The 11,728-nt window shown below is 74.0% G+C and carries 11 protein-coding genes and 1 pseudogene; 4 read left to right on the forward strand and 8 right to left on the reverse strand.

The features are described 5' to 3' along the window. Positions 1 to 275: pseudogene (locus GA0070558_RS31090) on the forward strand (IS4 family transposase); the annotation flags it as partial. A 100-nt stretch (positions 276 to 375) separates the two neighbouring features. On the opposite strand, the gene GA0070558_RS31095 reads toward GA0070558_RS31090, so the two are convergent. After that, positions 376 to 1,749, reverse strand: coding sequence for a cellulase family glycosylhydrolase (locus tag GA0070558_RS31095; protein ID WP_091286659.1), 1,374 nt, complete (start codon positions 1,747 to 1,749; stop codon positions 376 to 378). A 371-nt stretch (positions 1,750 to 2,120) separates the two neighbouring features. Between GA0070558_RS31095 and GA0070558_RS31100 the strand changes: the two genes are divergently transcribed. Both GA0070558_RS31100 and GA0070558_RS31105 read left to right on the forward strand, forming a co-directional pair. After that, positions 2,121 to 3,083, forward strand: coding sequence for a TIGR03557 family F420-dependent LLM class oxidoreductase (locus GA0070558_RS31100; RefSeq protein WP_043962610.1), 963 nt, complete (start codon positions 2,121 to 2,123; stop codon positions 3,081 to 3,083). Next, positions 3,080 to 3,661, forward strand: coding sequence for an alpha/beta fold hydrolase (locus GA0070558_RS31105; protein WP_256092230.1), 582 nt, complete (start codon positions 3,080 to 3,082; stop codon positions 3,659 to 3,661). The genes GA0070558_RS31100 and GA0070558_RS31105 overlap by 4 nt, the downstream gene beginning before the upstream one ends. A gap of 420 nt (positions 3,662 to 4,081) precedes the next feature. Here the strand turns inward: GA0070558_RS31105 and GA0070558_RS31110 are convergent, their stop codons facing one another. The 7 genes from GA0070558_RS31110 to GA0070558_RS31140 form a co-directional block, all read right to left on the reverse strand. Beyond that, positions 4,082 to 4,741: a hypothetical protein gene (locus GA0070558_RS31110; RefSeq protein WP_091286662.1), complete on the reverse strand. Its 660-nt coding sequence runs from the start codon at positions 4,739 to 4,741 to the stop codon at positions 4,082 to 4,084. Positions 4,742 to 4,780: 39 nt separating this feature from the next. After that, positions 4,781 to 5,599 (reverse strand): endonuclease/exonuclease/phosphatase family protein, encoded by an 819-nt coding sequence (locus GA0070558_RS31115; RefSeq protein ID WP_091286665.1) that lies wholly within the window; start codon positions 5,597 to 5,599, stop codon positions 4,781 to 4,783. A gap of 4 nt (positions 5,600 to 5,603) precedes the next feature. Then, positions 5,604 to 7,094: a phosphatase PAP2 family protein gene (locus GA0070558_RS31120; RefSeq protein WP_091286668.1), complete on the reverse strand. Its 1,491-nt coding sequence runs from the start codon at positions 7,092 to 7,094 to the stop codon at positions 5,604 to 5,606. Positions 7,095 to 7,175: 81 nt separating this feature from the next. Then, positions 7,176 to 8,177, reverse strand: coding sequence for a YihY/virulence factor BrkB family protein (locus GA0070558_RS31125; protein ID WP_091286670.1), 1,002 nt, complete (start codon positions 8,175 to 8,177; stop codon positions 7,176 to 7,178). Continuing rightward, on the reverse strand, positions 8,170 to 9,129 hold the full coding sequence (locus GA0070558_RS31130) for a diacylglycerol/lipid kinase family protein (protein WP_043964263.1): 960 nt from the start codon (positions 9,127 to 9,129) through the stop codon (positions 8,170 to 8,172). Before GA0070558_RS31130 ends, GA0070558_RS31125 begins: the two co-directional genes overlap by 8 nt. 665 nt (positions 9,130 to 9,794) lie before the next feature. Then, entirely contained in the window at positions 9,795 to 10,379 is a 585-nt protein-coding gene (locus tag GA0070558_RS31135) for a Clp protease N-terminal domain-containing protein (RefSeq protein WP_091286673.1), read from the reverse strand. Further along, positions 10,379 to 10,615 (reverse strand): HTH domain-containing protein, encoded by a 237-nt coding sequence (locus GA0070558_RS31140; protein ID WP_043962604.1) that lies wholly within the window; start codon positions 10,613 to 10,615, stop codon positions 10,379 to 10,381. The genes GA0070558_RS31135 and GA0070558_RS31140 overlap by 1 nt, the downstream gene beginning before the upstream one ends. A gap of 158 nt (positions 10,616 to 10,773) precedes the next feature. Between GA0070558_RS31140 and GA0070558_RS31145 the strand changes: the two genes are divergently transcribed. Beyond that, entirely contained in the window at positions 10,774 to 11,676 is a 903-nt protein-coding gene (locus GA0070558_RS31145; protein WP_091286677.1) for a universal stress protein, read from the forward strand. Positions 11,677 to 11,728: the final 52 nt, after the last annotated feature.

The following is an 11,728-nucleotide window of genomic DNA, read 5'->3' on the forward strand; positions in this document are numbered from 1 at the left end:
GCCTCGACCCGGACCGGGCCAGCTTCACCACCGCCCTCAACGCCGCACGCGACCAGATCGTCCACGCCGCCGGTGTCATCGCCGACACCGTCGTCGACCTGGTCGGCGTCATCGGCGAACAGGTCCTGGCGAACCTGCTACCCGAACGCCGCGTCCGGACGAAGACCCGCATGATCAAACGCTCGAACTCCAAGTACCAGGCACGCGGACCCAACACCGACCGCCGCACCTACAAAGCCACCACCAGCATCGACATCACCACCGACGAACCTTGACCAACCAGCCCCCGCCCTAACTGAACGGCATTGGGTCTAGCCCACGCGACGCGGTGGCCGGGCCCGTACGGGCCCGGCCACCGCGGTGGTGCGGAGGGGGTCAGCTCGCCGTGCAGGTCACCGCGGGGGCGGCGGGGGTGCCGGTGGAGCTGCCGATGAAGCCGAAGCTGGTGCTGGCCCCGGCGCCGAGCTTGCCGTTGTAGCTGACGTTGGTGGCGGTCACGTTCGACCCGCTGCTGGTCAGCGTCGCGTTCCACGCCTGGCTGATGGACTGGCCGCTGCCGAGCGTCCACTTCGCCGTCCAGCCGTTGATGGCGGCGGAGCCGGCGGTCACCTTGACCTCACCCTGGAAGCCGCCCTGCCACTGGCCGATGATCGTGTACGTCGCCGTGCAGCCGCCGGTGGCCGGCGGGGTGGTCGGCGGGGGCGTCGTGGTCGGCGGCGGTAGGGTCGGCGTCACGGTCGTCGACGGCGTGGGCGTGACGATGCCGCCGTAGACCGACGCCTCCTTCGAGGTCGCCTTGATGCCGTTGGCGCCGTTGAAGATGCGCTGGCCCCACGTGGTCAGGGCGGCCGGGTTGAAGTTGGTGGCCATGTCGAGGTATTCGACGCCGCCGCCGTTGCCGCTCCACGACCAGCCCAGGTAGCCGATGCCGTTGGCCTGCGTGTACGACAGGATGGTGTCCTCGTCGGGGTTGCCGTCGGAGTGGTCGAAGCCGAACTCGCCCACCACGATCGGCAGCTTCGCGGTGCGGAACCGGCCGAGGTAGTCGGAGATCTCGGCGGCCGTGTCGAAGACGCCGTACATGTGGATGGAGAAGACGGTGTTCTTCTGCGGGTCGGCCGCGAACACCGACGCCGCGTTGTCGCGCATGGTGAACGACCAGTCCTGGCCCCAGTTGGGGGCGTCGACCATGATGGTGTGCGCGAGGCCGGCGGCGCGCAGCCGCTTGATCGCGTTGGCCGAGTCGGTGGCCCAGGTGCCGTAGCCCTGGTTGCCGTACGGCTCGTTGCCGATGTTGACGATCACGTACTTCTCCTGGCCGGCGAGGGCGCTGGAGATGCTCAGCCAGTAGTCGACCGCCCGGTCCAGGGTGATCGCGCCGCTCTGCTCGCCGTAGCCGGTGGTGTCGTGCACCTCCAGGACGCAGATCAGCTTGTTCGCCTTGCACAGGGAGATGACGTTGGCGACGTCGGCCGTGTCGTTCTTGGCCCAGCGGTCGCCGCTGGCCAGCACCACCCGCACCGTGTTCGCGCCGAGCGCCTTGATGTTGGCGAAGGAACTGGTCTGCTGCTGGTACCAGGTGTGGGCGTGGTTGACGCCGCGCATGATGAACTCGTTGCCGTTGGCGTCGTACAGCTTGCCGTTGGAGACGGAGAAGCCGGCGGCGGCGTGCGCGGGCTGCCCGAAGGCGAACACGGCGGCGAGGACCGTCAGCAGGGCGACGCCCGCGACGGAGAGACGTTTTCTCATGGCCTTCCTCAGGGAGGGTCGAACCCCGTGCCCGGCGGGGGTGCGGTGGTGGTGACGAAGAAGGCGGCTGGCCCGTCAGCCGCCGTCCGGCTCCGAGACGGCGCAGGCATCAGCGTAGGCCGATCGCTGATGCGGGGCAACCGGTTCAGTGAGTCTTGGCTCAGCGGGGATGTCCTGTGGCGGCTCGCGGGGCAGCGAGCCGCCACAGGTGCGGTCATCCCCACCACAGGATGCGACGCCCCCAGCCTGAACCGGTTAAGGCCGGACCTTACCACCCAGGGCCGCCCCGTCAAGGCCACGACGGCCGTCGAGGGTTGACCGACTCCCACGGGGGTATGCGGAGTGGATCGGGAGAGCGAAGGAGATGCGCCATGGTCAACATCGGCTACACCCTGATGTGCGAGCAGGCCGGGCCGAAGGAACTGGTCGACTACGCGGTGCGCGCCGAGGCCGCCGGCTTCGACCAGCTGGTGATCTCCGATCACTACTATCCCTGGCTCGACTCCCAGGGCCACTCCCCGTACGCCTGGTCGGTGCTCGGCGCGGTCGCCCACGCCACCAGCCGGGCCGAGCTGATGTCCTTCGTGACCTGCCCGATCCGCCGCTACCACCCCGCCGTGGTGGCGCAGAAGGCCAGCACGATCGGGGCGCTGTCGGACGGCCGGTTCACCCTCGGCCTGGGCGCCGGGGAGAACCTCAACGAGCACGTCGTCGGCGGCTGGCCGCACGTGCAGCAGCGGCACGAGATGTTCGAGGAGGCGCTGCAGATCATCCGGCCCCTGCTGAACGGGGAGACGCTGACCTTCTCCGGCAACCACTTCGACGTGCCCGACGCGTACGTCTGGGACCGGCCGGAGCGTCCGGTGCCGATGGCCGTGGCCGCGTCCGGCCGGCAGTCGGCGACGCTCGCCGCCGACTACGGCGACGGCCTCGTCGCCACCGAGCCCGACGCCCACCTGATCCAGATGTACGACGACGCGGGCGGCGCGGGGCAGCCCCGGTTCGGCCAGGTCGCCATCTGCTACGGCCCCGACGAGGCGGAGTGCCGCAAGATCGCACACGACCAGTTCCGCTGGTTCGGCATGGGCTGGAAGGTGAACGCCGAACTGCCCGGCCCGGAGTCGTTCGCCGCCGCGACGCAGTACGTCCGCGAGGACGACGTCGCCGAGGGGATCTCCTGCGGCCCGGACACCGACCGGCACGTCGCGGCGTTCAAGAAGTTCGTCGACGCCGGCTTCACCCACGTGGCGCTGGTGCAGGTCGGCGGTGACACCCAGCCCATGTTCCTCGACTGGGCCCGGGAGGAGCTGCTCCCCCGGCTCCGCGAGCTGTGAGGCGGCTGCGGCTCGCCCTGGCCGCGCCCCGGCCCGCCGCCGGACTGACCAGCGAGTGGCGGCGGCGTGGTTCGCCGCGTACCGGCTGCCGCCGGCGTGCGTGCTCGGGCACTCGTTCGGCGCGGAGGTGGCCGCCGCGCTGGCCGCCCGGTACCCCCCGGCTCGTCCGGGCCCTGGTGCTCGCCGGCCCCACCAGCGACCCGGCGGCCCGCACCCGGCGGGGGCAGTTCGGTCGCTGGCTCGTCGACACGCTGCGCGAGGCGCCGTGGCAGGCCCCGATCCTGCTCCGCGACGTCGTCGACGCCCGCCCCTGGCGGGTGTACGCCACCCTCTCGCACTCGGTGCGCAACGCGATCGAGGCGGACGCCGCCCGGGTCACCGCGCCCACCCTGGTCGTCACCGGCGCCCGGGACCCGGTGGTCCCGGCCGCCTGGCGGGACCGGCTGGCCCGGCTGGCCCCGGACGCCCGCGCGGCGGCGGTGCCTGGCGCAGCGCACAACGTCGCCACCACCGCGCCGGTCGAGGTCGCCGCAGCGGTACGTGCTCTGCTCGCTTCGTCCCTGCGAAAGGTGGCCTGATGCGCATCGGCAACACGGAGATCCGCCCGGCGGCCCTGCCCTGCCCGGCCACGGCCCGGCAACCCGCCCTCACGACGGCTCGATCACCGACCGGCAACGACGCGTCCGGTCCGGCATCGACCGGCGACTCAGCGCAATTCTCGCGGCCGGCGACACCACTCCCACCGTTCCCTTTGCTCTGCACCCACATACGCATCGCTAACGCAGCGCAACCGAGCCGTTCGCCCCGCACAATCCACCACCTTCCCTCCCGCGCAGCTCGCGGTGGGTGCTGCGTCGATGGGTGCAGAGCAAAGGGAACGAGCGCACTTCGGTGGCGTCGCTGGAGAATTGCGCAGAGTGATGCCAGCCGCCCCTCGCAACCGATCGCCCACCACCATCACGGAAAGTGATAGCGCCCCAACGATGCCGACAGGGGTGTCAGGGGCGGAGGTTCAGGGCTGCCAGGAGGGCCCGGGTGGCCTCGCGGACCGGGGTCAGGACCGACGCGTTCAGCCAGCGGGCCGCCGGGGTGACCGTGTGCCGCCAGGCGGCGCGCAGGGCGCGGCCGAGTGGGGCGACGGTGTGCCGCCAGGCCCAGCGCAGGGCCAGCCCGACCGGGCGCAGCAGCAGCCGGTGCAGGGCGCGCAGGATGCGCCCGGCGAGCCGCCAGGCGTAGGACAGGGCCGTCCAGGCCAGCCGCAGCAGCCACCACAGGCCGCGCCCGAGGGCCGTCAACGCCGGGCCGAACAGCCGCCCCACCAGGCGTACCAGCGGCACCAGCAGGTGCCGGATCAGCCAGTCCACCGCCACCACGACCAGTCGCGCCACGGGCCGGACCAGCGTCCGGAGCGCCCAGCTGAGCGGACGCCGCACCAGGTGCCGCGCCAGCCACGCCAGGGGCACCCAGAGCAGGTGGTACGCGAGCCAGGCGAGCGGGCGCAGCACCCAGGCACGCAGGGCCCTGCCCAGCGGGCTGAGCAGCCACCGGTGCAGCAGCCGCCCGGCCCCGACGAGCAGCTCCCACAGCAGCCGAACGGGCAGCACCACGACCAGGGCGACGCCCCGGGCGAACGCGGCGACCAGCGCGGGCGGCGGCACGGCGGCGCGGGCGGCACGGCGAGGCGGCGCGGGCGGCGGTCAGGCCGGGCGCAGGTCGAGATCGGCGAGCATCGGGTAGTGGTCGGAGGCGTACTCGGTGTCGCCGCCGCGCACGACGACGCAGGACCGGGCCAGCCCGGCCAGGGCCGGCGTGCCGAGGAGATAGTCCAGCCGCATGCCGGAGAACTCCGCGCCGCCGCCGTGCCGCGTCGGCGCGGTCGGCCCCTCGTCGTCGGCGGGGGCGAGCGCGGCGTACAGGTCGACCAGGCCGGCGGCGGCGAGCCGGGCCACCGCCCGGGTCTCCACCGTCCGCCCGTCCCGACGCAGGTGCCGACGCCGGTACGCGGCCGGCAGCCGGGCGACGCGGTCGGTGTGGTCGACGCCCGGGGCGAGAGTGTTCAGGTCCCCGGCCAGCAGCGCCAGCGCGCCCCGCCCCGCGCCGGGGGCACGACCGACCGCCCCCGCCAGCCAGCCCGCCTCGACCCGCCGCCGCAGCCCCGAGTACGGGTCGAGGTGCGCGCCGAACACGGTCAGCGGACCGGCGTCGGTGGCCACGGTGACGCGTACCGCGGCGTGGTGGAACGGGCGGCGGACCGGACCGGCCGCGACGACCCTCAGCGGCGGGCGGGCCAGCACCGCCACGGGCTGGCCGAAGCACGACCGGGCCAGGTACGGCTCCATGCCCACGGCGGCGGCGAAGCCGGCCAGCACGCCGCCGGAGTCGAAGCCGCGCAGCTCCTGCGCGGCCAGCAGGTCCGGCCGGTGCGCGGCGACGACCCGGGCCACCCGGTCCAGGCGGCCGGGACCCGTCCGGTCCCGACCGCCGGTCTTGATGTTCCAGGTCATCACCCGCAGCATCGGGTCAGTCGGGGCGGCCGGCGGTGGCCAGCTCGTCGTCCAGCTCGTCGACCTGTTCGGACTCGATCGCCGGCCGGTTGCCCTCGGCGAGGTCGGCGTTGGGGCGGATCACCCAGTAGAGCAGGCCGATCCACAGGGCGCTGAGCAGGATCGCGCCCATGAAGTCGGTCGGGTGGTGCATGCCCCGGTACATCCGGGAGACCGCCACCCCCACCGGCATGACCACCGCGGCGGCCACGAAGATCCAGCGCCACCAGCGGTCGGTGCGGGGGAACACGATGAGGGCGATGGCGAGCCAGAGGCAGATGGTGGCGGCGATGTGCCCGGACGGGAACGACGAGGTGGGCATCTGCCCGTCGAGGTTCTCCACGGGCGGGCGGGGCCGGTCGACGGCGCGGGCGGAGGCGAGGAAGAGGGTCAGCTCGCCGAACATCGCCAGCGCCACGAACAGCACCGGCCGCCAGCGCCGCCACACGGCGAGCACCAGCGGGCAGAAGACCAGCGACACCAGCAGGATCGCGTGGGTGTCGCCGAACTTGCTCCACCACCAGCTCAGGTCGGTCAACGCGTCGGTGTGCCGGTCGGCGAACCAGCGCGGGACCTCGGTGTCGAGGGTGCCGAGGAACGTGTCCATGGCGTGGTAGCTGACGAACATGCCGAACGCGTACAGCACGCCGAACACCAGCACCCAGCCGACCAGCAGCTCGGCGACGGCCGAGCGGGGGTGCTCCAGCACGTGCTCCTCGGCGAGGGCCGGGGCGATGTCCCGGCCCGCCTCCGGCTCCAGGCCCTCGGTCAGCGGCGGCACCGGCCGGCCGCGCTCGCGCCGCCACAGCCGGAAGGCGTACGCGGTGACGCCCAGCCAGGCCGCGCCGAGCAGCCAGCCGCCGAGCACGTCGGAGACGAAGTGCACGCCCAGCGCGATCCGGGTCAGCCCGATCAGGGCCACCAGCACGGCGGCGACGGCGATGGCGGGCCTACGCCAGCGGGGCGCCATGGCGGGGAGGAAGACCAGCAGGATCGCCCCGTACGCGACGAACGAGCCGAGGGCGTGGCCGCTGGGGAAGCTGTTGCCGGGGGCACTGGCCAGCGGCACGTCCACCACGGGGCGCAGGCGGCCGACCAGGGTCTTCAGCGACGGGTCGAGGATCAGCCCGCCGACCCCGGTGATGATCAGATAGACGGCGAGCCGGGCCTGCTTGCGGATCAGCAGCCCGAGCACGGCGACGCTGACCAGCCAGATCAGCACGGGCCGCCCGCCGAGGTCGGTGATCGCCTGCAACACGGTGACCAGGGCGTGGTGCGGGGCGACGAGCCCGTTGAACCACTCGGCGGCCTCGTGGTCGGCGTGCTGCAGCGGGCTCCACCGGAAACGCACCAGCATCAGCAGCAGGCCGAAGGCGACCCCCGCGCCGACGACGGCCACCAGCCCGGCGATGCTCCGCTCGGCGAAATGGCCGAGTGGTCGCCGCACCACCTCTTTGACCGCGGTCACCCCGCACCTCCCTTGTCTGCTCTGGCGAGGCGCTTTACCCGATCCGGGCCTCCCGTACACCGGGGGGTGTCGCGGCCAGCTCTACAGGGCGGTCATCTCGCCGGTGTCGTGGATCTCCTCGCGCTCGGTCTCGGGCTGCCACAGGTCCGGCTGGGCCGGCTCGGGCACCCCGATGCGCATCGCTTCGAGCTGGGCGGCGAAGGCCAGCCCGCCGAAGAGCGCCATCCCGGTGAGGTTGGCCCAGAGCAGCAGCGCCATCATCCCGGTCAGCGCCCCGTAGGTCTGCCCGAACCCGTCGCTGAACCGCACGTACGCGGCGAGCAGCAGGCTGGCCAGCCACCACAAAGCGGTGGCGATGCCGGCGCCGAAGAACAGCCAGGACAGTCCGGGCTGCTTGCGGCGGGGGGCGTGCCGGAACAGCAGGGCCACGGCGAGCACGGTCAGGCCGAGGCTCAGCGGCCAGCGGACCACGTCCCACGCGAAGGTGGCGACGTCGCCCCAGGCGTAGTTGCGGCGTACCGAATCGCCCATCGACCCGCCACCGACCAGGATGAGGAACCCGGCGAGCGCCGGGACGCCCGCGACGAGCGCGAGGACGGCGGCGCGCAGGTATTTCCACAGGGCCGGGCGGTCCCGCTCGACGCCGTAGATCCGGTTGGCGCCGCGCTCGATCTGGGCCATCGTGGTGGTGAGCGCGACGAGGCCGGTCAGCAGGCCGAGGGTCAGCGCCAGCTCGCCGGCGTCCTCGGTGCGCTCGCCGGAGTCGAGCAGCTCACCGACCACCTGCTCGCTCTGCCCCGGGGTGAGGGCGAGCACGGTGTCGGCGACGACCCGGCCGCCCTCGTCGGCGCCGAGGTCGGTGATCAGGCCGGTGAGGGCGATCAGGAACGGCACCACGGCGAGGCAGAGCTGCAACGCGAGGGCGCGGGAGTGACTGAACCCGTCGCCGTAGCGGAACCGGACGAACGCGTCCCGCAGCAGGCGCCAGCCGCCGTGGCGGCGCAGTGTGTGCCAGGCGTCGTCGGCGGAGAGCTCCTCGTCGGCCATGAGCCGGGTCTCGGGCACCATCCTGGTGCTACTCACGGCGGGCCTCCTCGACCAGCTCCTCGCCCCGCTCCCCGGCTGCCTCGGCGTCGGCGGCCAGGTCGGGTGCCTCCTGCGGCTGCGGCACGCAGAGCCAGAGGGCGCGGGGGCGGATCTCGGCCGCCAGCCGCCGCCCCGGAGCGATGAGGTCCCCGTCGAGCTCGCGCGGCTGGGCCCGGTTGCTGGTGACCTCCACCCGGCGGGCGCGGTAGACCTCCATCCGGGGGACGCTGCCCCGGCGGCGCACCAGCGCCCAGCCCATGGCCAGCCAGTGGCGCAGGGTGCGCGGGGTGAGCACGGCGACGTCGAGCCAGCCGTCGTCCGGTTCGGCGTCGGTGAGCAGGGTGACGCCGCCCTGGAGGCGGCCGACGTTGGCCACCAGCACCGAGCGGGCCCGGCGGCGCAGCGGCGGCCGGTCGTCGATGCGGATGGTGACCCGCATCGGCCGGTCGCGCAGGTGCCGGGCGGCCCCCATCACGTACGCCGGCCAGCCGATGCGGGCCTTGGTCGTCTCCGAGGTGGCGTCGAGCATCTGGGCGTCGAAGCCCATCCCGGCCATGACGGTGAAGTAGGCGTCGTCGACCGCGCCGACGTCGAGCTGGCGGCGGCCCTGCTCGACGGCCACCTCCAGCCCGGCGGCCAGGTCGGTGGAGAGGCCGAGGTTGGCGGCGAGCAGGTTGCCGGTGCCCTGGGGCAGGACGGCGAGGGCCACGTCGGTGCCGACCAGCGCGCTGACGCAGGACATCACGGTGCCGTCGCCGCCGCAGGCGAAGACGACGTCGACCCCGGCGGAGACGGCCTTCTCGGTCTGCCCCCGGCCCGGGTCCTCCGGGGTGGTCTCGAACCACAGCGGTGCCGGCCAGCCGGCGGCGCCGAGCGCCCCGTCGACCGTCTCGCGCAGCTCGTCGAGGTCGGCGACCTTCACCGGGTTGACCACCACGGCGGAGCGCAGCCCGCCGTGGTGGTCGGCCGCGCGCGCGTCCCGCGTCGAACGCGTGTTCTGCTCAGCATCCACGGCGTCAGTGTGCGCCAAATCGGTGCGGGCGGCGAGCCGGCGACCGGTGAGGTTGCGCGCACCGAAAACAGGTTTACGGGGCCGGGGTGCCCGGAACCGGCCGCGCCGCCGGCCACGGTGCGTAAGGTACGCGTCGCTGGCACAGGGGGACCGAGGCTCGTCACCCTGCGTTGCTTCGTGCCCGCACCGCCCGACGCCGCCCGCCCCCTTTGCTCTGCACCCACGGGCGCAGCACAGCGCACGAGCTGTGGATACGCGGAATCGCGCAGAGTCACGCGACACCACGGTCGGTCACTATCCGCATACCGTTGCGTGGATGGGTGCAGAGCAAAGGAGGGCGGACGGCAACGCCGCCACCGGAGAGGCGATCACCCTGAGTGACATGGAGTCGACAGGGTGGGCCGTCGGCGAGCGGGCGAGGAAGGAGAGGCGTGGGAGGGAGTCGGGCCACGGGCCACAGGCGGCGGGCGGCGGGCGGCGGGCGGCGGGCGGGACAAGTGAGAGGAGAGGGAACGAGGAGAGGCGAGGGGGAAGGGGTGAGGGAACCGCGAAGCGAGGGAAGGCTCAGAGAACGGGAGGACCGGGTGGACCGGGCGGTGCGGCTAGGCCGCGGCCCGCAGGGCCAGCTCGACCCGGCGGCGCAGGTCGTCCAGGTCGAGCCCGGCCTCGGCGAGCACCAGCGCGGCCGGACCGCCGCCCTCGCGCAGCATTCCGAGCAGGATGTGCTCGGTGCCGATGTGCCGGTGCCGCAGCCGCAGCGCCTCGCGCAGCGAGAGCTCCAACGCCTTCTTCGAGCGGGGCGAGAACGGGCCGCCGGGCCGCTGCCGCTGCCGCCATCCCCACCGGCGGCGCGGGGCGGGCGCCGCCGCACGCAGCGCGTCGGGGCCGAAGGACTCCTCGATCCGGGCGACGATCGCGGCCAGGTCGATGCCGATCTCGCGCAGCGCGGCGGCGTCGGCCTCGGCGAGCCCCGCGTCGCCCTCGGCGGTGTGCCGGGCCACGGCGGCGCGCAGGTCGGCGGCGCGGACGCCTGCGGCGGACAGCACCCGGCTCGCCAGGTTGTCGGGGTCCGCGAGGACGGCGAGGAGCAGGTGCTCGGTGCCGATGGGGCGCCGCCCGGCGGCCCGCGCCTCGTGGGCGGCCTGCTTGACCACCTCGCGGGCCCGGTCGGTGAACCGTTCGAACATCATTCCTCCCAGGTGCTCGGGACCGCCGGCCGCCCGGCGTGCTTCTTGTGGACCGCCTGCCGGCTGACCTCCAACGCGTCGGCGATCTCCTGCCAGGACCAGCCCTGCCGTCGGGCGTTGTCCACCTGGACCACCTCCAACCGTTCGAGCAGCCGACGCAGGGCGCGCACGGCACGCAGGCCGACCCGGGGATCGGTGCTGCCGGCCGCCGCCGCGAGTTCCGTCGCGTGACTCATGGTGTCAACATACGTTGACAGCAAGGTTGCGTCAACCAGAGTTGACAGCGGCGCCGGCCGGGCAGGCGCGATACCGGCCCCCGCCGGGCCGTCGACCACTACGCTCGGTCGCAGGGATCGGACCCGCCGTGCGCGCCTGTCGGGGGAGGTGAGGCCGGATGACCCCACCCGCCGACGCGCCCGTGGTGGCCGCACTCGGCTCGCCGGAGTCTGCCGGGCAGATCGTCCGGCTGGCCGCGCGGGAGGCCGCCGGCCACCGCCGTCCGCTGCGCCTGCTGCACGCCTTCAACTGGTCGGCGGCGCTGGAGGCCCCGTCGGTGACCGGCCCGCGCGCCCGGGCCGAGGAACTGCTCGAACAGGCCGCCGCAGCCGCCGGCGAGGCGGAGCCGGCGGTGCCGGTCAGCGGCGAGATCGTCGAGGGCGCGCCGGTCGCCGCGCTGGTCCGCCGCTCCGAGTCGGCGTTCCTCGTCGTCATCGGCGACGGCGGGATGGCGCGCTGCGGCGCGTGCATCCCCGCCGACGCACCGGCGGTGCAACTCGCTGCCCGGGCCGGCTGCCCGGTGCTGGTGGTCCGCCCCGAGCCGCCACCGCAGGGCCCCGTCCTCGTCGGCGTCGACGGTTCGGCCAGCTCCCGTACGGCGCTGGCGTTCGCCTTCGGCTGCGCCGCCCGCCGGTCCGCCCGGCTGCTCGCCGTGCGGGTCGTCGAGCCGCCGCCCGAGGACCGGCCGCCCGACACCGCCGGCACCCCGCCGGGCAGCGACCCGCACGACGCGTACGACCGGCACGGCCTGGGGACCGCGCACGCCGAGCTGGCCGACGTGGTGGCCCGGTGCGGACGCCGGCACCCGGAGGTGTCGGTCGAGTGCCAGGTCGTCGTCGGCGACCCCGGCGCGGTCATGGTCGAGCAGTCCCGCTCCGCGCAGCTGACCGTGGTGGCCGCCCGGGGCGACGAGCCGCTGCGCGGGATGCTCGGCGCGGTCAGCCAGTCGCTGCTCTACCACTCCCCCGCGCCGGTCATCGTCGTGCGTGGACTGGTTTCCACCGCACCGGGCGGGGCATGACGTCCCCAGGGTCCGGGACCAACGACCCTGATCGATCTCCGCCCGCACCGCG

The organism is Micromonospora haikouensis (assembly GCF_900091595.1).
Classification (GTDB): domain Bacteria; phylum Actinomycetota; class Actinomycetes; order Mycobacteriales; family Micromonosporaceae; genus Micromonospora; species Micromonospora haikouensis.

Bases quoted from the DNA above. Each gene is read 5' to 3' on its own strand.
- GA0070558_RS31095 (WP_091286659.1), bottom strand. From the start codon at position 1,749: ATGAGAAAACGTCTCTCCGTCGCGGGCGTCGCCCTGCTGACGGTCCTC.
- GA0070558_RS31100 (WP_043962610.1), top strand. From the start codon at position 2,121: ATGGTCAACATCGGCTACACCCTGATGTGCGAGCAGGCCGGGCCGAAG.
- GA0070558_RS31115 (WP_091286665.1), bottom strand. From the start codon at position 5,599: ATGCTGCGGGTGATGACCTGGAACATCAAGACCGGCGGTCGGGACCGG.
- GA0070558_RS31135 (WP_091286673.1), bottom strand. From the start codon at position 10,379: ATGTTCGAACGGTTCACCGACCGGGCCCGCGAGGTGGTCAAGCAGGCC.
- GA0070558_RS31140 (WP_043962604.1), bottom strand. From the start codon at position 10,615: ATGAGTCACGCGACGGAACTCGCGGCGGCGGCCGGCAGCACCGATCCC.
- GA0070558_RS31145 (WP_091286677.1), top strand. From the start codon at position 10,774: ATGACCCCACCCGCCGACGCGCCCGTGGTGGCCGCACTCGGCTCGCCG.